19 protein-coding genes are annotated in these 24281 nt (G+C 45.3%); 16 read left to right on the top strand and 3 right to left on the bottom strand.

The window, feature by feature from the left end:
- Positions 1 to 143 precede the first annotated feature (143 nt).
- The 8 genes from QT990_RS08070 to QT990_RS08035 all read left to right on the top strand — a co-directional run bounded on the left by QT990_RS08070 (position 144) and on the right by QT990_RS08035 (position 4679).
- Positions 144 to 1730, top strand: coding sequence for an NAD(P)H-quinone oxidoreductase subunit 4 (locus tag QT990_RS08070; protein WP_445252023.1), 1587 nt, complete (start codon positions 144 to 146; stop codon positions 1728 to 1730).
- Positions 1731 to 2010: 280 nt separating this feature from the next.
- Complete coding sequence (locus QT990_RS08065) at positions 2011 to 2601, top strand: DUF6000 family protein (RefSeq protein ID WP_333138844.1); 591 nt, start codon at positions 2011 to 2013, stop codon at positions 2599 to 2601.
- A gap of 84 nt (positions 2602 to 2685) precedes the next feature.
- Complete coding sequence (locus tag QT990_RS08060) at positions 2686 to 2904, top strand: hypothetical protein (RefSeq protein ID WP_333138846.1); 219 nt, start codon at positions 2686 to 2688, stop codon at positions 2902 to 2904.
- Complete coding sequence (locus tag QT990_RS08055) at positions 2901 to 3173, top strand: ParE family toxin-like protein (protein ID WP_333138848.1); 273 nt, start codon at positions 2901 to 2903, stop codon at positions 3171 to 3173. The genes QT990_RS08060 and QT990_RS08055 overlap by 4 nt, the downstream gene beginning before the upstream one ends.
- Before the next feature lie 101 nt (positions 3174 to 3274).
- On the top strand, positions 3275 to 3502 hold the full coding sequence (locus tag QT990_RS08050; RefSeq protein ID WP_333138850.1) for a type II toxin-antitoxin system Phd/YefM family antitoxin: 228 nt from the start codon (positions 3275 to 3277) through the stop codon (positions 3500 to 3502).
- Between the two features lie 6 nt (positions 3503 to 3508).
- A complete protein-coding gene (locus QT990_RS08045; protein ID WP_333465129.1) occupies positions 3509 to 3820 on the top strand; it encodes a type II toxin-antitoxin system VapC family toxin in 312 nt (103 codons plus the stop codon).
- A 132-nt stretch (positions 3821 to 3952) separates the two neighbouring features.
- Positions 3953 to 4225 (top strand): hypothetical protein, encoded by a 273-nt coding sequence (locus QT990_RS08040; protein WP_333138852.1) that lies wholly within the window; start codon positions 3953 to 3955, stop codon positions 4223 to 4225.
- 265 nt (positions 4226 to 4490) lie between these two features.
- Positions 4491 to 4679 carry a hypothetical protein gene (locus tag QT990_RS08035; RefSeq protein ID WP_333138854.1) on the top strand — a complete coding sequence of 63 codons (189 nt, stop codon included), beginning with the start codon at positions 4491 to 4493 and terminating at the stop codon, positions 4677 to 4679.
- Positions 4680 to 4813: 134 nt separating this feature from the next.
- On the opposite strand, the gene QT990_RS08030 is transcribed toward QT990_RS08035, so the two are convergent.
- The gene (locus QT990_RS08030) at positions 4814 to 5545 is read right to left on the bottom strand and encodes a LuxR C-terminal-related transcriptional regulator (protein WP_333300387.1); all 732 of its coding nucleotides are present in this window, start codon (positions 5543 to 5545) and stop codon (positions 4814 to 4816) included.
- Positions 5546 to 5722: 177 nt separating this feature from the next.
- On the opposite strand from QT990_RS08030, the gene QT990_RS08025 reads away from it, so the two are divergent.
- The 5 genes from QT990_RS08025 (at position 5723) to QT990_RS08005 (ending at position 12430) form a co-directional block, all read left to right on the top strand.
- Entirely contained in the window at positions 5723 to 6151 is a 429-nt protein-coding gene (locus tag QT990_RS08025; RefSeq protein WP_333138857.1) for a DUF6220 domain-containing protein, read from the top strand.
- A gap of 9 nt (positions 6152 to 6160) precedes the next feature.
- On the top strand, positions 6161 to 6595 hold the full coding sequence (locus QT990_RS08020; RefSeq protein ID WP_333138860.1) for an MAPEG family protein: 435 nt from the start codon (positions 6161 to 6163) through the stop codon (positions 6593 to 6595).
- Between the two features lie 506 nt (positions 6596 to 7101).
- Positions 7102 to 7491: a hypothetical protein gene (locus QT990_RS08015; protein WP_333138862.1), complete on the top strand. Its 390-nt coding sequence runs from the start codon at positions 7102 to 7104 to the stop codon at positions 7489 to 7491.
- A gap of 236 nt (positions 7492 to 7727) precedes the next feature.
- Complete coding sequence (locus tag QT990_RS08010; RefSeq protein ID WP_333138864.1) at positions 7728 to 9137, top strand: hypothetical protein; 1410 nt, start codon at positions 7728 to 7730, stop codon at positions 9135 to 9137.
- Positions 9138 to 10435: 1298 nt separating this feature from the next.
- Positions 10436 to 12430 carry a bifunctional serine/threonine-protein kinase/formylglycine-generating enzyme family protein gene (locus QT990_RS08005; protein WP_333138868.1) on the top strand — a complete coding sequence of 665 codons (1995 nt, stop codon included), beginning with the start codon at positions 10436 to 10438 and terminating at the stop codon, positions 12428 to 12430.
- A 163-nt stretch (positions 12431 to 12593) separates the two neighbouring features.
- Here the strand turns inward: QT990_RS08005 and QT990_RS08000 are convergent, their stop codons facing one another.
- A complete protein-coding gene (locus tag QT990_RS08000) occupies positions 12594 to 14369 on the bottom strand; it encodes an EamA family transporter (protein ID WP_333138870.1) in 1776 nt (591 codons plus the stop codon).
- Positions 14370 to 14982: 613 nt separating this feature from the next.
- Between QT990_RS08000 and QT990_RS07995 the strand changes: the two genes are divergently transcribed.
- Positions 14983 to 15207, top strand: coding sequence for a hypothetical protein (locus QT990_RS07995; protein ID WP_333138873.1), 225 nt, complete (start codon positions 14983 to 14985; stop codon positions 15205 to 15207).
- Positions 15177 to 18512, top strand: coding sequence for an amino acid adenylation domain-containing protein (locus tag QT990_RS07990; RefSeq protein ID WP_333465111.1), 3336 nt, complete (start codon positions 15177 to 15179; stop codon positions 18510 to 18512). The genes QT990_RS07995 and QT990_RS07990 overlap by 31 nt, the downstream gene beginning before the upstream one ends.
- Positions 18513 to 18792: 280 nt before the next feature.
- On the opposite strand, the gene QT990_RS07985 is transcribed toward QT990_RS07990, so the two are convergent.
- A complete protein-coding gene (locus tag QT990_RS07985) occupies positions 18793 to 19893 on the bottom strand; it encodes an alpha/beta hydrolase (protein ID WP_333465110.1) in 1101 nt (366 codons plus the stop codon).
- Between the two features lie 163 nt (positions 19894 to 20056).
- Between QT990_RS07985 and QT990_RS07980 the strand changes: the two genes are divergently transcribed.
- The coding region (locus QT990_RS07980) for an amino acid adenylation domain-containing protein (RefSeq protein ID WP_333465109.1) at positions 20057 to 24281 on the top strand (4225 nt) is incomplete at its 3' end.

The following is a 24281-nucleotide window of genomic DNA, read 5'->3' as shown; positions in this document are numbered from 1 at the left end:
TCATTAAAATTCACTGTTGCGATCGCATAATTTGTCCAAATAATAGCAAAAAAAAATGTTCCGTCTAAAGAAAGTATAAAATTTAGGCCAAAATTGGCAAAATGTGTTTAAACCTAATAACTGATGGATCATTTTAAAACGCAATGGATACAGCTAACTTTCCCTGGTTAACAACAACAATTCTGTTTCCCATTGCTGCGTCCTTGCTGATTCCTTTAATTCCCGATAAGGATGGCAAGACGGTGCGGTGGTATGCCCTAATTGTGGGTTTGATCGATTTTGCCCTACTTGTTTACGCTTTTTACACTCAGTACGACTTCAGCAATCCAGATTTGCAACTGGTAGAAAGTTATACTTGGGTGCAGCAACTCGATTTGAATTGGTCGGTGGGTGCTGACGGTTTGTCGATGCCGCTGATTTTGCTGACTGGTTTTATTACTACGCTGGCTACTTTAGCAGCTTGGCCGGTCACATTTAAACCGAAGCTTTTTTACTTTTTGATGCTGACAATGTACGGCGGCCAAATCGCAGTTTTTGCCGTGCAGGATATGTTGCTGTTTTTCCTGGTTTGGGAACTGGAATTAGTCCCGATTTACCTGATTTTGTCCATCTGGGGCGGCAAGAAGCGCCTCTACGCAGCAACGAAGTTTATCCTGTACACCGCAGGCGGTTCGCTGTTTATTTTGCTTGGCGGGCTGACGATGGCGTTTTACGGCGATACGGTGACTTTCGATATGCGGGCGATCGCAGCTAAAGATTACGCCCCCAATGTAGAATTGATACTGTATACAGGTTTCTTAATAGCTTACGGCGTCAAACTGCCAATTTTTCCGCTGCACACTTGGCTCCCTGACGCTCACGGCGAAGCAACCGCACCCGCCCACATGTTGCTAGCAGGAATTCTGCTAAAAATGGGCGGCTACGCTTTGCTGCGGATGAATGCGGGAATGCTCCCCGATGCTCACGCTACCTTCGCGCCCATCTTGGTAATTTTGGGTGTGGTTAACATTGTTTACGCGGCATTAACTTCTTTTGCTCAACGCAATTTGAAGCGTAAAATTGCTTATTCTTCGATTTCGCATATGGGGTTTGTGTTAATCGGGATAGCTTCGTTTACCGATTTGGGTGTTAGCGGTGCAATGCTGCAAATGGTTTCCCACGGTTTAATCGGGGCGAGTTTGTTCTTTATGGTGGGTTGCACTTACGATCGCACTCACACGCTCATGCTCGACGAAATGGGCGGTGTAGGACAGAAAATGCGTAAGGTTTTTGCGATGTGGACTGCTTGTTCTATGGCTTCTTTGGCTTTGCCGGGAATGAGCGGTTTTGTAGCAGAATTAATGGTGTTTGTAGGTTTTGCAACGAGCGATGCTTACAATCCAGTATTTAAGGTTTGCGTGGTATTTCTAGCTGCTGTCGGGGTGATTTTGACTCCGATTTATCTCCTGTCAATGCTGCGTGAAATCTTCTACGGGCCTGAAAATAAGGAATTGTCCGATCACGAGGAATTGGTGGATGCGGAACCGCGAGAAGTGTTTATTATTGCGGCTCTGTTAGTGCCGATTATTGGTATCGGTTTGTATCCGAAGATGCTGACTCAGGTTTACGATGCAACTACTGTTCAGTTGACTGCAAAATTGCGCGATTCTGTGCCGTCGCTTGTGGCTAAGGCTGCTGCGGATAAAACTGTGTCTCTGCGTGCTCCGGCGATCGAGCCGAGCAAGTTGTGATTTGAACGAGATTTAGGAATAAAACCCCCAAACCCGATTTTAAAATCGGGTTTGGGGGTTTTATATTTTTTTGGGGCTGGAGCTTGTCTATTAGGCGTTGCTTAATACAGGTATGAATTCAAGATTTCCCAATTGCTATAAGCCCAGTATGGTGAGTTTTGTAACTTCAAGCGAAAAGTTGATTCATACCGTGAATCAGCAACGCCTTAGAGGTTGGCGTCAATTTGCGATGATGTTATATTTGAGATGTTCCGTCTTAACAATTTGATACTCAAAGAGAATGACAGAATATAATATTTTAAAGCATTATGTCCAGCCACTTTATCTCAACGTTTTACACGGTAACTTTTTACGACGGATTGACAAAGAATATGTAGATGCGTTTGTGGACTCGACAAGAGTTGCTTTATATGAAGTAACTGACAAAGAACTTATCCAGATGTATAACCGTTGTTGGAGGCATACAATTAGTGCAAGTTGGCTTTGTGGAATTGGGCGCTTTCCACAACATCTCAAGAAAATTGAAAGTTTGCTGATTCCAAGTCAAACTTGTTATGCAGGACAATTTCATTGTTTTGCATTAGCTCGTTTTGATGATGCTGAGTCGGTAAGAGTTTTGCGATCGTATCTCGACACATACTTACCCGTTGGTGAGCGACAATACGACCAAGAATGGGCTATTGGAGCCTTACGCTGGTTAGATCGCAGGCATGGAAAAGATTATGCACAGGTTTATCTAAAAAACTCCGATAATTGGAAACTTAGATATCTAGACCACGAGTATGGGACACTAAGGCCAGAGGAAGGAATTCTCCACTTTCAAAAGGTTATGGACTTTGTAGACAAGTATTTCCCAGAATTTGCGACGTAGATAGCTCGGCTTCCTAGATATCGATTTGCCTAGAATAAGTGATAATAAATAATATGCCATTTTCATTCTAAGAGAGTGCTAGCCATGACTGAGTTACTGGAGCGTGCGATCGCTAAGTTGAAAACCTTGTCTGCAAGTGAGCAAGATGCGATCGCCTCAATGATTTTGGAAGAACTTCAAGACGATCTAAGATGGGATCGAGCCTTTGCGAGTTCTCCCGATGTTCTTGCTAAACTTGCCGCCTCCGCAATGGCTGAGTATCACGCAGGTAAAACCCAAAAACTCGATCCAGAAACATTGTGAAGTCTCGTACTACAGCCGAATTCCGTAAATCTTTTGCTAATCTGCCAAAACAAGTTCAAGAGCAAGCACGCGAGGCATATCGCCAGTTCAAGGAAAACCCAAATTATCCCAGTCTGCGTTTCAAAAAAGTGCATCCAGAGTTACCAATCTACTCTGCTCGAATCAGCAACAACTATCGAGCCGTTGGTCAGTTGGATGGAGATACTGTGATTTGGTTTTGGGTTGGTTCACACGCAGAGTACGACAGGTTGCTATCTCAGCAGTTATAATGGTTATTTCATCTACTTTAGTTTAACTTTATCAGAACGTTCACTGCGGTTGTTGAAAAAGACCATGAAACTGCTTTTGAGCTTTATACTGAGGAATTTTTATGTTGAACGTGACAGTTGACGAAATTCAGCGCGATCCTTCAAAGTATCTGCGTCAAGTGGAAGCAGGTGCAACTTTTGTTATCCTGCAAGCAGATAAGCCGATCGCCGAACTCAGACCTATTTCTAGCAGCAAGCAATTACGACCATTCGGTTTGTGTGCAGGCGAGTTTACCGTTCCAGATGATTTCAATAATCCTTTGCCGGAAGATATCCGAGCGTGCATTTGAAGGTAAATCAAGATTCTGCTAGATACGCACATCTTTTTATGGTTCATCAGTGGCGACGCCCAGTTATCAACAGATGTTCGAGATGCAATTCGCGATCCAGATAATGAGGTCTATTTGAGTGCAGTTTCAGTCGGGGAAGCAATTGTCAAGTACCAGTTGGGTAAGTTACCTCTGCCGGAGCATCCCGAAACATATTTATCCAAGCAGCGCGATCTTCATCAAATTGTCAGTCTTTCTCTTGATGAAAGTAGCGTAGCTCAACTGGCTAAACTGCCACCATTACATCGCGATCCATTTGACAGAAGGCTTATCTGTTAAGCTTTAGAGAATGGTCTGACTATTGCGACAGTAGATGGGGCAATTCGTGCTTACTCGGTCAGCGTTATGTAGCAGTGTAAGTGAGCTATCATATCCATAACAAGAGTAAGAATTATAAAAAAGAGGGAATGTATGCAAACAATCCTTTTGAGTCGTGAAGAAGTCGCTCGTCGTGCGAAACATTTGTATGAGAGCACCATCCGCAAAAAAATTGAATTAGAAGAGAATATTGGCAAGATGGTCATCATTGATATTGAAACAGGTGACTACGAAATTGATAAAACTGGGCTAAAAGCCGCACGTAGTCTGATGGCAAAGCATCCGTATGCTCGACTTTTTGGCATTCGTATTGGTTACAATGTGGCTGCTTCGTTGGGTGGTGTAATGGAGCGTGTCAACAAGTGATTTCTGGTATTGTGACCGATCGGCACGCGATCGCCCTTGTTGACGTTTCTCCTCCCAAGCGGCTCTACTTTCCCGATCGAGTTTGTCATAGATACGGGCTTCACTGACTACCTATGTTTGCCACCGGAGGCAGTTACCTTACTGGGGTTGCCGTTCCTGTACGATATGCCTGTAAACTTAGCAGATAAGTAGGTGTGCAGAATTAATTACACAATATTTCTACTGAAACCCTTGCCTAGCAAGGAGTCTTTATGTAATTAATTTTGTGTGGTTACTTAACAGTGAAGTCCTAGTAGCAGTTCACGAAGCAATCATCCTTTGGGACGGGGAAGAACGAGAAGTTCGTGTATTTGCTACAGGGCGAAGACCTCTGATTGGAACTGCTTTGCTCGACGAGCAAGAACTTGTGATTCAGTTCACTGAGGGGGGATTAGTGACGATTGATGAGTTGTAGTTTCCAACGCTCGATCGCCCTACTCAATACTTCAAAACTACTGCGGTCGATCGCCCTTCAATTAAGTACGTTAGCGAAGCCCTCGAAGAGGATCGCTCTCGGTGTTTCTAGCGTTAAGTTTATTGGTGAGTGTTCTACATCAAGTTGGATGGAGACATTTTTACAGTTGGCAAATTATATTTTGTCGCTGAAAGCTGTGCAACCATTTCTGCACGAGACGACACCTCAAGCTTACGGAACATTCGCTTCAAAGCTTGCTTCACTGAATTCTCAGTAATCCAAAGTTCCCTCCCGATTGCTGCGTTGGTTCGCCCCAAAGCAACCAATTCCGCAATTTGCAATTCACGAGGCGTTAGGCGTGAGGTCTTGAAAGGTTGGTGTTGCGATTCCCTACGGGATAGCTTCGCCGCGCGTACTGTTGCAGCCCAAACAGACAAATGCAAACAGATCGCACTCAAATCCGCTAGATTTTCTGTATCGAAAGCGGGCATTGAGCGATCGCGCGTACAACCCACTACACCCATTAATTGACCACGACTGACGATCGGCCCCGCCATCACGTGCCAATGATCGGGGCGGGGACAAATTATTGTCCAAACCTTGGGTGATGATGTCACTAATGCTTCATGGACAGGAGCATGACGTTCCGCTAAATAACGCACAACAGGATTGTGTTCGATCGATAGCCCAACTTTCAGTATTTTCTGAAGATTACTATCTACCAACGACCGTTGATCGAAGAAAAAGATTCCCGATCGTTTAGCTGCAAAATACTCACCGATTTTGGGCACGACTTGCGATCGCAAATCTTGTTCGTCCTTTACCTGGTCGAGCGCTTCAAATAAAAGCTGCAAGGGACTTTTCATGGTCATGGTGTCAACCGATTTTAGATTTTAGATTTTAGATTTTAGAATTGACCCCACGGATGAATCCGGGGGCTTGTAACCAAATTGCTTGATTGTGAAAAAGAGTACCCGATCGAGGTCTAGAAGCATTGCAATACTCGAATTATATTACCCTTGTAATCTCAAAAGCAACTTGACATGACAACCAGTTTGGAAATCGAGCCCGATCGCACTCCCACACGTGGGATACTCATCAGCTTTTATGTGACTTCAATCATCTTTAATGTCTGCTTGATTGCTCAGTTATTAACGGTTGGAGTTGCCTACTTCAATAATCCTGCATGGTGGAATATTCATGTTTGGCTAGTGCGAGGGTACAGTGGGCTGTCATTAGTATTACTGGGATGGTCGTTTCTCGCCCCATTCTCACGCAGAATACGACATCTCGCCGCCAGTTTGCCAATCCTGCTTGGACTACAATTTTCCAGCATTCATCTCAAAAGTCCTCTTCACCTAGAGATACTGCATCCTCTCATTGGATTTACGTTACTCTATGTTTCTTCCAGCCTTGTACATCGCATATCGTCTACTTTATCGTCCAGCAACTATCAAAATAATCAAATTTGAGAGGTATAAATGACGCAAGATGCAATCTTCACTCCCTTCTTTGCCACAGTGTTTCTAACACTCATAGTCTGGGTGTATATGTACATCCGCCGTATCAGTTTTATCACAAGTAGAAAGCTCGGTCAAAAGGATTTTGCTGTACCGGGCGCACTGGCACAAATTTCGCCACCAAGCGTATCCAATCCATCGGATAACCTAAAAAACCTGTTCGAGATTCCGGTAATTTTCTATGCGCTTGTCCTATATCTGTTCATCACAAAGCAGGTGGATACAGTGTATGTGAACGCCGCGTGGGTATTCGTTGTGTTTCGCACATTGCATAGTGCTGTCCATTGCACATTCAATCTCATCATACTTCGGTTCTACCTTTACCTATTTGCCACACTCGCGGTGTGGTTCATCGCGATCCGCGCCGCACTTATTCACTTTGGCACAATCAATTAACCTCGTTCAAATGAGCTAGAAGTTATCAACAGTTGCCGAACAATGAGCGTGCAGCGGAAAGCCCACCCTGTTTCTGCGTGTGTGTTCCGGGTCTTGCGGCGCGGTCTGCAACTGAACCGAGTCGTTAGGTCGCGATCGCAATACCCAATACTTTAAAATTACCAGTAGAGCGATCGCCCTTCCATTCGGTGCGATCGCGCTTTTAGTCTTTACCCTTAATTCTTCTAGTTTCTATACTTACTAGAATAAAATCGAATAAGCTGTTGTGCATCTAATTTGACAGTCAATTTTTCTACAATTATTGTGGGACGGGCAGGAGAGCCTGTCTCTGTATTCAATTTAGATGCGTAGCAGCTTACTAACCGGACTGCAACTCATCCTAAAAACCATCAAAGACCTTTGCATCACTTGCCAAACAATCCTCTGATGGTTCATCATGATCTTGATGATTGTTTCATTCTTATAAATCAGTTAATATGCGATCGCTTGTCTTGAGTCTAGGTCTCATGTGTTTAGCCACCCCCGCTGTTGCCACAACCTGCGAGGAAAGCTTTCAAAAAAAGGGGGACTTTTTGAATGGTGCCGCCTTTTCTGCACGTGTTCAGGTTGAGGGGTTATCGATAGAGAGAGCATTTTCCCAATTACGACCAATTTTGGCGCGCGAGGGCATCAAGACTCTCAGCACGGATATGAACTTAGGTGTAATGAAAGCCGAAAATCCCGCCACAGCATTTCAGCGTGCTTTGCCAATTGATGTATTTGCCTCAATGGACGGCAATCTATTAAATGTTGAGATGATCTTTACCCTTCCGAGTGGGGTGGGTGCAAGTAAGGACACGGTGAAGGGATACTTGTGTGGCGCACTAAATCAATTGTTGCCCCAAACTCCAAAGTAATATGTAATTATTCATTTGATGTGATGAATTGTAGTTTCCCACACTCGATCGCCATACCGAATATTTCAAAATTACCTGGGCGCGATCGCCAAATGAATCTCGCCGATCGCTCCAATTCGTCTTAACAATATTTAACTTTTAAAAGTATCAAGAATCGGCAGATGTAGAAGAAAATGGTTTAGTTTAAATTGATTCTGGCAATTATCTTCAGGTGTGATCGCGCGAAAAAGGAGTTTATGGACATTCAAAACCCATCGTTCAGACGGAAAAAGTGGCTCAAATTTCTGGGTGGTTCGGCTGTTGGGTTGGCGGGACTGCTGGCAGCCTGGATTGTGGGTGGCAACTATATGGCTTCTGTGCATGAAAAAGAAATCGAGCAGGATTTAGCAGCATTTGCCCAACGGTTTCCCAAAACAGAGCCGAATGATGCGGCGTTGAAGCTGAGGCCGTCCTTCGCTAAAGTGGGGTTCAATGTAGGCTGGGGAAGTTTCTTTCAAGAATTAAATCAGTACCTAGACGCTGAGATTGCCAAACCAAACGATACCATAAATCCACCTTCAGAGAAATTACAGCGCTATCTCGCCTCCCAACAAACGGCTTTAGCAGAACTTCGCCAGCAAGTTTTAAATAATGAAGTGCCGCACTGGGGAACAGATATTACCTGGATTCTGGAAGGAGATATGACGGTTAGCCTACCCCCTTATTTATGGCAGGTTAATTCCCAACGAGTTTTAGCCCTAGACATTCTAGAAAAATACCGTAAAGGTCAGACGGAAGCAGCAGCAGAAATGCTGGAAGTCTCCTGGAAAATCAACCAGCCTTTAACAGAAAACCCCCTCCTACTCCCTCAACTGGTGGGTTTGATTGTGGCTAAATATCCAGCAGGGGTGATGCGGAAAGCCGATCGCCTTCCGACCCAGTGGCAGCAGCGCTTGCTGGAACGCGATTACCGCGAATCGATATTGACATCCTTGCAGGGAGAATATTTGTCTAAGTTCAAATTTTCGCAAGACTTCGCTTGGAAATACTCGTGGTCTTCAATACTAGAAGCATCAGACCCTCTTAGTGGTCTGGGAATACTTTCACTATTTCAGACGGAAACGAACTATCCCCCAACTTTAGAAGACAAAATTTTAGACTGGACTTTATCTCATGTCCTGGTGTGGTTCAAGCCAGTAATCAAACCTTATGTTCGCTTGTGTGCGATCGATACTTATCACGCCTATAAACGATCGCTTGCAGCATCTCGCCAGCACAATTTTTGCGCTTCTGATTCAGCCCAGGCAAAGGACTTCGCGTGGTGGAATTATATAGGTAGGACATCTACAATTTTTCCTAGTCAAACCAGTAAAGCAGCTAAATCTATGCTGGATTTGGAATTGACTCAGAAAATTCTGCAAGTCAAAGCACTAGCAGCCAAAACCGGAAAATGGCCGGCATCGGTTCCCGATATGAAGTCGTCTATTTGTCCGGGGGCAAAATGGCTGTATCGCGTTGCTCCAGATGGTACGATGTCGATATCGTTTAGCGAAAAACCCAAATGGTTAATTGAGAGATTAAAGAACCACAGAGGGCTACCATTTACCTATAGCGACAAGACACCGCCGCAGCTCAAAAACCGAGTCTCTACCCGACCAAAGCGATGATGGTACATCCCCAACGACAGTTTGCGACCTTCCTCACCGTTGCCGTTCTCAGCAGCACGTTCGCGCTGGCAACCGTTGGCGAAGCCTCGGTAAAAAGCGCCTCAGATCCCGATATTTCCACCTACATCAAAAAGTTAAAAACCGATTGTTAGAGATGCTGAAAGATTCTGTTCAGGGTTGGTTTGAAGTCGCCAGTCAAAAAAATGAACTTGCGCCGGAGAAACAGTTAATTGAGTTATCTCTATGAAATATGTTGCTGGCAAAGCACTCTGCAACATCTTTAAGCAACATGATTTTAAGCTAAAAATAACCGCTTGATCTAGCTATAATGGTCTTTGGCTATCCCTCCCTAATAATTATTAAATTTTCCTGGTTGTATTTATTAATAAAAATGAAAAAATAAAATCATTTCTAGTGCTATGAAAGGGTTGATTCAATATCTTTACGAAATCAAATTAGATAAAGCTATTCTCTGGTGCTATCTCATTTGGTATGTTATAGTAGTTTGTTTTCATTTTGATCCTTCGGTTAAGATATGGCTCAATTCAATTGGTATAAGTGCTGTAATCGGTACGGGTCTGATGCTAAGTGTTTCTTCTAGTAAAGGCAAAAGAGATCATTGGCAGGCATTCAGGTTATATTTCATGCCATTTTGTGTTTCAAGTTTCTCTGCCTTGATTAAAGATCAGGGATTTATCATATTTATCTCACCAAATATCACCGAAACAATAGTGTCAGTATCATGCTGTGGTCTGTTTTTATTAGTTATTTTATTAGTCAAAATATTCAAAAATAAAGTTATTTAGCGGAACTACAAAATTGGTGAAAGCAGCAGAAATATGACATTTTAGGTTGAAATTCCCCCGATCGCCTTTAAAGACGATCGAGCTTGTAGAACTCTTACACCCCGATGAAGCGAGGGAATTGCTTATTGAAATCGCTTTCTTAGTTTCTAGTCGGATAGTTCTTTGAGTGCGATCGCTTGTTGGTTGGGCGATCGCCGAGTTGTACTATACTGGCCTCTGTAAAGAAATTACCAAGATCCCCAGACGAATATCGGCGGTAAGCGGGTTGCTAAAATCGGTCGATCGCGCTGGAATTTTTTGCCCTCAAATTGCTTTATTTGGATTAATTAGCGTTTTAAATTCTGCGTTCTACTTTCTCCCTTGGGGCTACACAAGCGGCCGGTAATGCCCTCCCTACCGTCAATTGTCAATAACCAATTATTAATTGTTAGTATTCCATAAGAGCGCCAAAAAGATATATCATAACCTTAACCGGATCATTTCTTCCCAGATATGTTCTACTGTTCTAATCCGACGTGTTCTCATCCTTTCAATCCCGACAACTCTAAATTTTGTCAAAGTTGCGGCCAGTCCGACCTCACGCCTCTCTTCAGAAACCGCTACCGCGTGATTCGACTGTTGGGCGAAGGGGGATTTGGCAGAACTTACGAAGCGGTAGATACGGATCGCATGGACGATCCCTGCGTAATTAAGCAGTTTGTACCCCAATTTCAAGGAACCTCAGCACTTGAAAAAGCCTCACAATTGTTTAAAGAAGAAGCGAAACGACTTTACGAACTCGGTGAACATCCCCAAATTCCTCGATTAATTGCTTATTTTGAACAAGACAAGCGACTTTATTTAGTACAAGAGTTGATTGAGGGGCAAACTTTACTAGCAGAATTAACTCAGCAGGGTGCTTTTAGCGAAGAAAAAATTTGGCAGTTGCTGGCAGATGTACTGCCGATTTTAAAATTTGTGCACGATCGCCAGGTCATTCACCGAGACATCAAACTTGAGAATATCATGCGGCGCCGCACCTCTGTTAACTCCTTCCTGCCAAAGGCGGGAAATTTTCGGAATTCAGCTTTCCGAAGGGGAGGGCGGGGAGAGTTAGTTTTGATAGATTTCGGCATTTCCAAACAAGTGACGGGCTCCCTGATGAGCAAAGTAGGCACGACGGTAGGAACGCCCGGATATTCGCCGGTAGAACAAATGCGCGGTCAAGTTTTCCCCGGCAGCGATTTGTACAGTTTGGGAATAACTTGCCTGAGACTGCTAACTCAATGTTTGCCAAAAATTGACGGTTCCGATGACCTTTATGACCCGATAAATGGCGGCTGGATTTGGAGAGAACGGTTGCCTGTCGGCACAAAAATCAGCAGCGAGTTGGCAAATGTTTTAGACAAACTAATTCAAGATTATCTCAAAAATAGATATCAATCTGCTGATGAAGTAATCAAAGCTTTAAATCTCTATTCTTTACCTCCCCAACCCCATTGTGCCAATGGAGGACAACTTGCTCTAAATTCTTTTCGGACAAAGGGAGGACAACTTGCAATCAATAGCCCGCTCAATCAAAGCGGGCAAATCAACAGCAATATCTCTGTCAATCCGAGGAAAAAATCCAACACCACTCCGCCATTGAACAAGGCATCGCAGAGAATTGCTGCTGTCAAAAGCACTTTTGAATTTCAGGTGGTGACAGTAGACAAGCGCGGGAAGCAAATTAATGTTAACAGCGGCAAAGCGCGTTTTTTTGAAGAACCTCTTGGTAGCAGTGCACTGCTGGAAATGGTATCTGTGCGTGGCGGTACTTTCCTCATGGGTTCTCCAAAAGATCGGGGTGACAGCGACGAAAAACCGCAGCACCCAGTAACTTTAGGCTCTTTCTATATTAGCAAATTTCCAGTCACTCAGACCCAGTGGACAGCAGTGGCGGCGCTGCCGGAAATTAAAATATTTCTCAATCCCGATGCTGCCCGTTTTAAAGGTGCAAATCGACCTGTAGAAAATGTATCTTGGTACGAGGCTGTGGAGTTTTGCGATCGACTTTCTCGCAAAACTGGTAAGAATTATCGCTTGCCTAGCGAAGCCCAATGGGAATATGCTTGCCGGGGGCAAACTACGGGGCCGTTTCACTTTGGGGAAACGATTACCAGCGAGTTAGCCAATTACAACGGAAATTCTAATTACGCTGACGCGCCCAAGGGAGTTTATCGCTTTCAAACGACAGATGTTGGCAGTTTTCAACCTAATGCTTTCGGGTTGTACGATTTCCACGGAAATGTTTGGGAATGGTGCGCGGATTCTTGGCACAATAATTATAACGGTGCGCCTGCTGATGGTAGCGTTTGGGAGTCTGACGGGGACTCTTCGCTGAGGTTGTTGCGGGGGGGTTCTTGGAACGATCATCCTCCGAATTGTCGCAGCGCGTGTCGCCTCAGATATCAGGCGGATTGTAAGGCTAGTATTGTGGGTTTTCGAGTGGTTGTTTCTGTTGTTTAGACTCCAATTGTAGGCATTCATTCTCCTATCTTGAAATGCCTCTGCGGTTTCCCTATCAATCAAAGATTTATGCAATAAGCCTATTGATATTGTCTCGGCATAGAGAAACCCGGTTTCTTGAAGAAACCGGGTTTGGGAATGGCCGATCGCCCAAATTCTTGCCTTAACTAGCCTTCTTCTGAGGAGCCATTATGCGTTCCACACTCATAGCAGCCACGCTTAATGTCACCACAGCCATGCCGAGAATTGCCACAGGCTGCAAATTCTCATTGATAATTATAAACGCAAAAAGTGCCGTCATCGCCGGTCCCAAAGTGCCAATTACTGACGCTAAGGCTGCCCCCGCAAAGCGGATGGCAAAATTATTCAAAAGATAGCTAAACAGGGTCAGCACCCCTAAAATAACGCCTCCGATAATCAAACCAGGCCAAACATTTTGGTCTATTTTAGGAGAAAAATTGTCCGAAAGCGGCACCCACAAACTTAGAGAGGAAAATACAAAAATTGCGGCGAAATTAACTAAACTAAAAGGAATTGGGTGCAGTTTGCCCGCGGCCATTTGCGTCAGCAATACGTAACCTGCAAAGGTAATCCCAGAAGCCAGTGCCGCAGCGACTCCCACCCCGACATTGCCGCCGCCCGGAGGTGGGGCTGCAAAACTCGGCCACCCAGCTAAAATCAGACCTGCGGTAATCCCGACTATCGCAAAAAAGCCGACTCTGCTAGGGCGAGAACCAAACAAGAGCCAAGAACCTAGTACGGTGACGATCGGATAAATAAAGAAAATCGTAATCGCAATCCCGGCTGGAATATTGCCGATCGCCAAATAAATCAAAACCTGAGACAAAAACAGAAAAAATGCGCTTCCTAAAACCTTGCTCCACAAAGCTCGATCGCCCGACTGGAACAACCGTCTAATATCTTTCCAGACAGAAGGATACAGAAATGTGGCCAATATCGGCATCAAAGCCATCACCACAATCAGTCGCATCAACAAAATCAACAAAGAATTGCCAAAACCGGGAGTCACCACCCCCGGAAATTCAAACAAGCCAAAAACCACCCGAGGATTTCTGCCTTTAATCAGAATTCTCAAACAAACATTAAACAGCGACAATACCACCGCCGAAGACAAAGCCAGCACCAAACCTGTCTGTACAGAAGGTGCTTTAGCGGTGGCTGGAGAGGGCACTGAAGAGGGTGCCGGTACGGCTTCCCGCGGCCTTTCCACAGGTGTTGGCTGCAGAAGTTGCGGGCGGACAGAATTAACAGAATTAGTTGATTCCTCGACATAGGAATCTTGAGCATCGAAAGGATTCTCAAGATATTCTTCTTCTTCTTCGAGTTCTTCCCTGATGCGGTTTACGAGATTTTGTAACAGCTCTTCCCCTTGCCGCTCTAGGGTTTGCATATTGTTGAGCCGCACGGAAAGCTCGCTTTCATAGCTGCTCAAATCTTGTTCCAGCATCTGGAAACTGCGATCGATCCTTTCATCCAGCGCCGCCAGCAACTGCGAGGCGCGTTCGTCGTAGTTGCTCGGCGGCAGGGGTATCGGGAACTCGCCGCTGGGAATAGGGCTGCTGAGAGAATTTCCAGAGTTAGCGCTGAGTTCGTTGAACCGCTGCACCAACAAATCCTGCAAATTGTGAGCCAAAACTTGAGCCAACTGCTTCAGCCACAATTGCTGCTGCTGAATGTATCGCCCAGACAGAGATTCCATTTGCTGAGACTGCAATTTGCGATATTGCTCTCTGAGGTCTTCAATATCCTCAATCAGGTGATTTTTTTCAGTTTGCAGCCGAGTAATGTCTTGATTTAACTGGCCTTTGACATTTTGATGCAAAGCGTCCAGTTCTTGCATTACTGAGTGGAGGACTTCTTCTGCTGATTGTACTTCCTCTGGCTCGTCCTTTGACGAGTATACGTTCCGCTGCGCCATTAGCCTATAACCTCTAATTTAAACTGCACGTTCACTGTTCTTAAGTATTTTGCCAAATCAGGCCACAAGTTCTAGTGAGTTGATCTAAGAAATTGCGGACACTGTTGAATCAATAGTAGTCGCTAAGCTACAAATGTGAGAAAATTGCGTGAAGCAAAGCTATCCCGCTCTTAATCCCCCCAAGAACACTTTGTGCAATTAGAAATCATACTATAGCAATCCTAAATCAGTTGTAAAAATATGTAGGGGTAGTGCTAAGAGTGCCTACCCCAGCCAAGGCGGGGCAACCACGGGGGGTTTGCCCCTACAAGAATTACACAAATCATTGAGGATTGCTATACAGCTTGACCTCTCCACGAATTGCTCCCGGTAATTCTCCCATCTAACTCACCCGATTGCACCCGAATCACAAACTTAATGACCGAAAGCATCCAGGATACAAGCCCCCGGATTCATCCGTCCAGAAATAAAAAACTTGTATCCGATGAAACTTGCCCCCCGAATTTATCCGTGGGGTCAAGGCTTCAATCTAAAATCTAAAATCTAAAATCTAAAATCGATTGACCCCTTCTGCGACTAAATGTGATTGGGGGGTGGCACTCCTAGCCCCTCAATGGATAACTTGATCCTGCAGGCAGAAACCCCGTTTCTATTCCCCGCGTCTCTCCCGCACTCGCGCACCCAGATTTATTATATTAAAGGTTCCGATCTTTTGCTCGCGAAAGTTTTAAGAGGCGATCGCACCGTCAAAAAGCAAGCCCGCGCCATCAAAAAATTAACACATCCCATCCCCGAAGAGCAACAGATATGGCATCCGAAATTTATGACAATTCCTTGACAAAGGATATAGAAAAACTGAATATTTCCTCAGAATCCGAAGTGTTTGTCTTTCCGGCATCATTTGCCCAGCAGCGCTTGTGGTTTCTCGACCAATTTGCACCGGAAAACCCTTTCTATAATGTAGTAACCGCACTGCGCTTAACTGGTTCCCTCAACTTAATAGCCTTAGAGCAAACCTTCAACGAAATAGTGCAGCGACACGAAACTTTACGAACGACTTTTGCAGCGGTATCCGGCCAACCAGTGCAGATAATCTCTCCTGCTTTTAAGACTAATTTAAAACTCTTAGAACTGCAACATTTGCCACCAGAACTACGGGAAACTGAAGCAAAGAAACTATCCGCAGCAGAATCTCTTCGCCCTTTCAATTTATCCACAGGGCCGCTGATGCGAGTAACCATCCTGCGGCTGACTGAAACCGAGCATATTTTATTGATAAATATGCACCACATAGCCTCCGATGATTGGTCGATCGGTGTGCTAATTCGAGAATTTGAGGCTATCTATACAGCTTTGATAAATCAACAGCCATCTCCCCTACCAGAATTATCACTTCAATATGCCGACTTTGCCGAGTGGCAGCGCGAATGGTTGCAAGGTGAAGTATTAGAAACTCAGCTAGCTTATTGGGGGCAGCAATTGCACGGGATTTCTGTGTTAAATTTGCCGACAGATCGCCCTGCACCAGCTAGGCAAAATTATCGGGGAAAAACTCAATATTTAGAACTGCCTAAAAAGCTGAAAAACGCACTTTTAGCCCTCTCGCAGCGAGAAGGAGCGACTTTATTTATGACAGTGCTCGCAGCATTTCAAACTTTGCTTTACCGCTACTCGCAACAAGAAGATATTGTTGTCGGTTCGCCGATCGCCAATCGCAACCGCAGCGAAATAGAAGCATTAATCGGTTTTTTTGTCAACACTTTAGTGCTGCGAACAGACTGTTCGGGAAACCCGACATTTCGAGATTTTTTGGGCCGGGTGCGGGAAGTAACCCTGGGAGCTTACGCTCACCAAGATTTGCCTTTTGAGAAGCTAGTCGAGGAATTGCACCCAGAGCGATCGTTGAATCGCCACCCCCTGTTTCAGGTGGTATTTGGTCTGCAAAATGCGCCGCTGGACGAGCTAGAATTGCCAGAATTAAAGTTGAGTTCTTTCCCTTTGGAGACTCAAACAACGCGCTTTGATTTAGAGCTGTATTTGTGGGAAGCTTCTGATAATTTTAGGAGCAGATACGGCGAACATTGGGAAGATTCGGAAGGACTCCGAGGGTTAGCTGTGTACAATACAGATTTATTTGATGAAGTTACGATCGCCCGAATGCTGAGGCATTTTAAAACTTTGCTGGAAAGCATTGTGGCTAATCCCGAACAAAGAATTTCTAACTTACCTTTATTGAGCGAGGATGAAGTGAATCAATTATTCAGAGAATGGAACGATACTCGCACAGATTATCCTCAAAATAAGTGCATTCATCAGTTATTTGAAGAACGAGTTGAGCAGCATCTGGAGGATGTCGCCCTAACTTTTGACAGCCAGCACCTCACTTACAGAGAACTCAACAGTCGCAGCAACCAACTGGCGCGCTACCTACAAAAACTGGGCGTGGGGGCGGAGGTTTTAGTGGGGCTTTGTGCAGAGCGATCGATCGACCTAATTGTCGGGATGTTGGCTATACTGAAAGCGGGAGGGGCTTACCTACCGTTAGATCCGAGCTATCCGCGCGATCGGCTAAACTTGATGCTGGAAGATGCTCAAGTTAAAGTCTTGCTAATTCAAGATAAATTGATTGAGAATTTCCGAGACTTCTCAAACTCGGTGATTTACTTCGATCGCGACTGGGAAGACATAGCCAAAGAAAGCGCCGAAAATCCCGCCAACACCGTAACAGCAGACAACCTAGCTTACGTTATTTACACATCTGGCTCAACCGGAAAACCCAAGGGAGTTGCTGTCACCCACAAAGCAGTAAATCGGCTGGTACTCAACACCAACTATATAAAAATAGAACCTACCGATAAAATTGCCCAAGCATCAAACGCTTCATTCGATGCAGCCACATTCGAGATTTGGGGAGCCTTGCTTAACGGCGCTCAACTCGTGGGAATTAGCACAAATATTACCCTTTCGCCTCACGATTTAGCCTTAGAACTGCGCCAACAAGGCATCACCGTTTTGTTTTTAACAACTGCCTTATTTCAACAAATTGCTAGAGTTTTACCGCAAGCTTTTGATTCGCTGCGCTGCTTGCTGTTTGGCGGAGAAGCGGTCGATATGAGATGGGTTAAAAAACTTCTCAAGCAAAAGCCAACCACTAAATTAATTCACGTTTACGGGCCTACCGAAAATACCACATTTTCGGCTTATTATTGCGTGCAAGACGTACCCGAAACCGCAACATCTATCCCCATCGGCCGCCCGATCGCCAACACGCAAATTTATCTCCTCGATGCGGATTTGCAGCCGGTGGCGATCGGTGTTATAGGTCAATTGTACGTCGGCGGTGACGGACTAGCGAAAGGCTACCTCAACCAGCCCGATTTAACTGCTGCTGCTTTCATTCCTAACCCTTTTAGCAATAAATCTGGTTCTAGCCTTTATAAAACAGGTGATTTAGGTCGCTACTTAGCTGACGGCAACATTGAGTTTTTAGGCCGCGTTGATGACCAAGTAAAAATTCGCGGCTACCGCATCGAGTTGGGAGAAATTGAAGCGGCTTTGTGCCAGCATCCACAAGTGCGCGAAGCAGTAGTAATTGTGAGGGAAGACATCCCCGACGATAAACATTTGGTAGCTTATGTTGTTCCTGACGGCATCGATGAAAAATCCGAAAGTCACAATCTAAAATCAAGTGACTTGCGCCAATTTTTGAAAGAAAAGTTACCAGGATATATGGTTCCTGCAACTTATGCAGTGTTGGAGAATATGCCACTGACGCCTAATGGCAAAGTAGACCGCCGCGCTTTGCCTGATATAGATACAGACAGCGAGGATCTAACAGAAAATTATGTAGCGCCTCGGACTGATCTCGAAAACGCGATCGGGAAAATTTGGGCTAAAGTTTTGGGCAAACAGCAGGTTAGTATCTACGATAATTTCTTTGAACTAGGCGGGCATTCCCTGCTAGCAACTCAGTTGATTTCTCGCATCCGAGACGCTTTGCAAGTCGAGTTATCGGTCAGCAATTTGTTTGAGGCTCCGACTGTGGCGAGTCTGGCAAAATACATTGAAACAATGCGTTGGGCCGCGAAAGGTTTGGATACTCCTAGAACGGACGAAAATGAGCGCGAAGATGTGGAATTTTAAGGCCTTATATCGTTTCCGGTTGCATCGGAATGATTTAACCGCAGAGGGCGCAGAGAACGCAGAGGGAGAGAATACAGAGATGAATAATTCCGATGCTACCGGATTTGATATTACATAATTGCGGGATGATTTTGATTGTTTTGTGGGATGGGCGTCCCGCCCGTCCGGTGTATTTTCACAGCAGGCGGGACACCCGACAAGAACCATCCTCAAATTGTGCAACGCCGAATTTTAAGGTATCCCCAGCCAGAACCTACAGGATTTTAACTCACATTTTTAGTTAGGAAATTTCAGTGCAGAATGCCCTGACAGCTTCGGCAAACTTTTGGTTATGCTCGATTAATGCCATGTGTCCTCCTTTCTGTATCGTAACTAGCTCTGCTTGAGGCAATTCTGCTTTCATTCGCAGGCTAGCTGGGGGGGTAGTCGCTATATCTGAATCGCCGCAGATCACCAACACTGGAATGTCAATTGATGGCAAAGTTTTTGTTTCGTCAAATTTGAGCATTCCCAGTGTGCCGCGAGCGAGAACGCCGGGAGAACCCAAGGCTGATAAGAAAGCTGAGAAATCTAATTGACCGCGCGTTTCAGTGCCTTTAAATCCCGATACTTCTACACTGATGTACAGTGAACCATTGAGATAGCTCAGCCAAGTCATTCCCCACATAATCGGTTCAAGAGCTATGGTGAGGTAGAGCATAGGTTGAAGCAGCGGCTTCTGCAAAGCGCGTAATAAACCGCTAAAAATAGCGGTTTTGACGGGATTAGTATAAGTCGTATCTACCAGAATTAAACCAGCTACTCGACTACCGAGAAGTTCTGGAAAAAGCCGACTGAATGTTAGAGAAATCATGCCGCCCATGCTGTGTCCGAGTAGGATAACAGGTTTAGTTCCTGCTATGGCAATGACGGCTTCAAGATCGCGGGCAAATTTTTCTAGGGAATAGTCGCTGTTTTTTGGTCGAGTGGATTTTCCCAAACCTGGAAGATCCCAAACAATCACTCGGAAGCGATCGCTTAGTTGCCGTTTCGCGTAATACCAAACCATACTGTTGGGCCCCCAACCATGGGAGAGAATAATCGGCTGTCCGTCCTCTGGGCCGTAGAATTCTACTTGTAAAATAGTGCCATCAGGCCTCTCTACCCGCTGCACCGTACCCGTCCGCGTCGGCTTGGGTTCGTCAGCACCGGGGCGGCGGAACAGCGGCAAACTGATAAAGCGGCCGCCAACAGACCAAAGAAGCATCAAGACTCCGCTGACTAAGTAGGAATTCCCTACAAGTTCGCCGATGTACCATTCGTAAATAATGTATATACCTCCCCCAAGTACGCCGAGGGACAGCAGTCCTACCAGCCATAGAAACAGGAAATTGAAGGGCATGAACGGCATAAGCTGAAACCTTGGGTAGAATTTGGGTTGCGGATTCAAACAGAATCATACTCAGGTTAGGCCACAGTCGGCAAGCGGTAAGTTAAGCTCTTAATTTGTGCGCTGGTAGAATTTATTTTATTGATTTGCCCAAGTAATGACAGGATGACTCAAAATGCCCGATCCAAAAATATCGAGTTCATCGCCAAATGCAAGAGATTCTGTCACGGTGGAGTTAGTTGAGTTTTTATCTTACCTTCGCAGTCTAGATATTAATATTTTTGTTGAGGGATCTCGCCTGCGCTGCAACGCTCCTGAAGGAATTATTACCCCCGAACTACGGGCAGAAATTTCTCATAAAAAAGCCGAAATAATTTCTTTTTTAAAAGCAGCTAATCGTACTTCTAGTTTCACTCCTACACCGATTGTTCCTATGGGGCGGGACGGAAATCTACCGCTTTCCTTTGCACAGCAGCGCTTGTGGTTTCTCGACCAATTAGTCCCGAACAATCCCTTCTATAATGTTCCCGCAGCATTGCGTTTGACAGGTTCGCTAAATTTTTCGGCGCTGCAACAAACCTTCAATGAAATTGTGCGCCGCCACGAAGCTTTACGCACGACTTTAGCCGTAGTTGCGGGCCAACCTGTTCAGAGAATAGCTGCTGCTTTCCACCTCCCGATTAATGTAGTGGACTTGCGAAATTTGCCAAAGGAATCTCGACAAACTGAAGCAAACAGGCTCACGGCTGAGGAAGCTCAACGCTCTTTCAATTTGTCCAAGGACTTGTTGCTGCGAGTCACTTTATTGCAGTTAGATGATGCCGAATATTTACTAATGCTGAATATGCACCACATTGTCTCCGATGGTTGGTCTATCGGAGTGCTAATTCAGGAATTAGGCGCACTTTACACGGCCTTTGCTAGCGAAAGACCTTCGCCTTTACCGGCTTTGTCGATCCAGTACGCGGATTTTGCAAAATGGCAGCGCGAATGGCTGCAAGGGGAAGTTTTAGAAACGCAACTTGCTTACTGGCGGCAGCAGTTAAACGGCATTTCTATGTTAAATTTGCCTGCGGATAGACCCAGGCCAGCAATTCAAAGTTACCGAGGCAAAAGGCAATTTTTGCAACTGCCCAAACAACTGAGCGAGGCTTTAGAAACGTTGAGCCAGCGCGAAGGAGTGACGCTGTTTATGACTATGCTGGCAGCTTTTAAAACGTTGCTTTACCATTACGCGCAGCAAGAAGATATTGTTGTAGGTTCGCCGATTGCCAATCGCAACCGCAGTGAAATTGAAGCATTAATCGGTTTTTTTGTCAACAGTTTGGTTCTGCGTACAGATTTATCGGGAAATCCAACTTTTCGGGAACTTTTAAACCGAGTCAAAGAGGTAGCATTAGGAGCTTACGCTCACCAAGATTTGCCGTTTGAGAAGTTAGTAGAAGAACTGCACCCCGATCGCGCTTTGAACCAAAATCCCTTATTTCAGGTGGCGTTTGCGCTGCAAAACGCGCCGGGGAATCGGTTAGAATTGCCAGAATTAACACTCAGCCCGCAGCAGTTAGATGTGGGTACAGCGCGGTTTGATTTGGAGTTTCATTTGTGGGAGCGATCGCCCAACAGTTCGGGAAGCAAGCAATCGCCCAGCAATAAGCTGTGGGTTGATAGCTCAGAGGGCATCAGCGGCATGGTTATTTACAGCGCCGATTTATTTGATGAAGCTACGATTACCCGCCTGATCGGGCATTTTCAAGCCTTGTTAGAAAGGATTGTGACAAATCCCGAACAGCGAATTGCCAACTTGCAATATTTGAGCGCCCAAGAGCGCTATCATTTGTTAGTTGAATGCAACAATACTCAGGCGGATTATCCGCAAGATTTGTGCATCCATCAGCTATTTGAAATGCAGGCCGATCGGGCACCGGATGCGGTGGCGCTGGTATTTGGAGATGAGCGAGTCACCTATCGAGAGCTAAATCTCCGCAGCAACCAACTAGCACGTTATCTGCAAAAAATTGGGGTTGGGGCGGAAGTTTTAGTCGGGCTTGGCTGCGGGCGATCGCTCGATCTGATCGTGGGGATGTTGGGTATCCTGAAAGCGGGAGGAGCTTACCTAATTTTAGATCCGAGCTATCCTGCTGAGCGATCGAGCTTTATGCTAAAAGATGCTCAAGTGTCAGTATTGCTTACCCGCCAGGGAATAAATTCCCTGTCTAATAGCGAAAGTCGTCTAAAGACGACTGAAGGAGGACAAGTTTCCAGTCGGCTTCAGCCGACTTCAGCTATGAGCCAGGGAATTTATTCCCTGGTGGATGATGGCGAAGTGCAAAATTTAGAAACACAGTCAGATGATAAAATTAACCATCCAAGGGTTGTTTTTCTAGACACAGACTGGGAGATGATTTCCCAAGAAATCGCCGACAATCCCACCAGCGCAGCCACAGCCGAAAATCGGGCTTACGCGATTTACACCTCCGGTTCCACGGGAAAGCCGAAAGGAGTGGAAATTGAGCACGGGAGCTTGTTAAATCTCGTTTTTTGGCATCAAAGAGAGTTTGGGGTGTCAGCGGGCGATCGAGCAACCCAAATTGCAGCGATCGGCTTTGATGCTTGCGGGTGGGAAATTTGGCCTTATCTCGCCGCCGGAGCTAGCATCTACTTTCCAGAAGATGACATCAGGCGAGATCCTGAAAAACTGCAAAACTGGTTAGTATCAAAAGCAATTACAATGAGCTTTTTGCCAACACCTTTAGCCGAGAAACTTTTGCTATTAGATTGGCCTCAAACAACAGCGCTGCGAATCTTGCTCGCAGGCGGCGAAAAACTGCAACAACATCCTTTAAAATCCCATCCATTTAAGCTAGTAAATAATTACGGCCCAACCGAAAACACCGTCGTCACAACTTCCGGTTATATTCCTGTAACAGAGCAGAGAGACATCGCCCCGACAATTGGCCACCCCATTGCTAACACTCAAATCTACATATTAGACAAATATTTGCAGCCCGTACCAATGGGGGTTGTTGGCGAATTGTACATCGGCGGAAACGGACTCGCTCGCGGCTACCTCAACCGCCCAGATTTAACCGCACAAAGCTTTATTGTCAATCCTTTTAAACCAAATTCAGACACCATTCTCAATGACTTGTTTAGGAACAGGCAAGATGCCTGTTCCACAAGGGATGAATTTTCTTGTGGAACAGGCATCTTGCCTGTTCTCGATAATGGTGCAACATCTCAGTTTAAACCAAATTCAGCAGAGCGAATTTACAAAACCGGCGACTTAGTGCGCTACAGAGGCGATCGCAACCTGGAATTTTTGGGACGTATTGACGAACAAGTAAAAATTCGCGGTTTCCGCATCGAATTAGGAGAAATCGAGACACTATTAGCTCAACATCCCGCCGTGCAGCAAACTGTAGCAATAGCTTCGGAAGATGGACAGGGAGATAAACGTTTAGTAGCTTATATTGCCCTGAATGCAGAATATAGCGTTGCCCGCGAAAAAAACCAAATAATGCAATTGCAGGACGAACAGGTTTTGCAGTGGCAAATGCTCTACAATGAAACTTACAATCAACCTGCTGTTGACTCAGATCCAACATTTAATATTGTCGGCTGGAATAGCAGCTATACTAATCAACCAATCCCAGCAGAACAGATGCGCGACTGGGCGAACAATCAAGCCGCCCAAATTTTAGCTTTGCAGCCTAGCCGAGTGTTAGAAATTGGCTGCGGCACAGGTTTGTTGCTGTTCCAAATTGCCCCTCGCTGCACCCAATATTGCGGAACAGACTTTTCACCTATTTCGCTAAACTATATTCGGCAGCACTTGGCAAATCAAGAGTTAGCTAATGTAACGCTGCTTCAGAAAATGGCGACTGATTTTGAAGGAGTAGAGACAGCAGCTTTTGACGCAGTAATTCTCAACTCTGTCGTGCAATATTTCCCGAATATCGACTATCTCGTGCAGGTGCTAGAAGGTGCGGTGAAAGCAACTACTCCCGGCGGCTTTATATTCATCGGAGATGTTCGCAGCTTGCCGTTGCTGGAAGCTTTCCACGCTTCGGTACAACTGTATCAAGCCGAACCTTCTCTCGCGGGCGAACAGTTGCAGCAGAGAGTACAAATGCAAATTTTTCAAGAAACAGAGTTAGTTATTGAACCAGATTTTTTTAGCGCATTAAAACACCGCTTTCCACAGATTTGCGGCGTAGAGATTCAATTAATTCGCGGTAGTTATCACAATGAGTTAACTGATTTTCGGTACAATGCTATTCTGCATATTGCGTCGGAAACAGATCCCCCCCAATCCCCAGGGCGGTTTCATTCTCACGAAAATCAGGCTTTTGTAGGGGCGGTGCCCCCGTGCCCGCCCCCACCCACAGACGATTTCACAG

This window comes from Microcoleus sp. T3_B1, assembly GCF_036700445.1.
Classification (GTDB): Bacteria; Cyanobacteriota; Cyanobacteriia; order Cyanobacteriales; family Microcoleaceae; genus Microcoleus.
The sequence above is the reverse complement of the archived record's forward strand: the minus strand, read 5'-3'. Positions and strand labels throughout refer to the sequence as shown.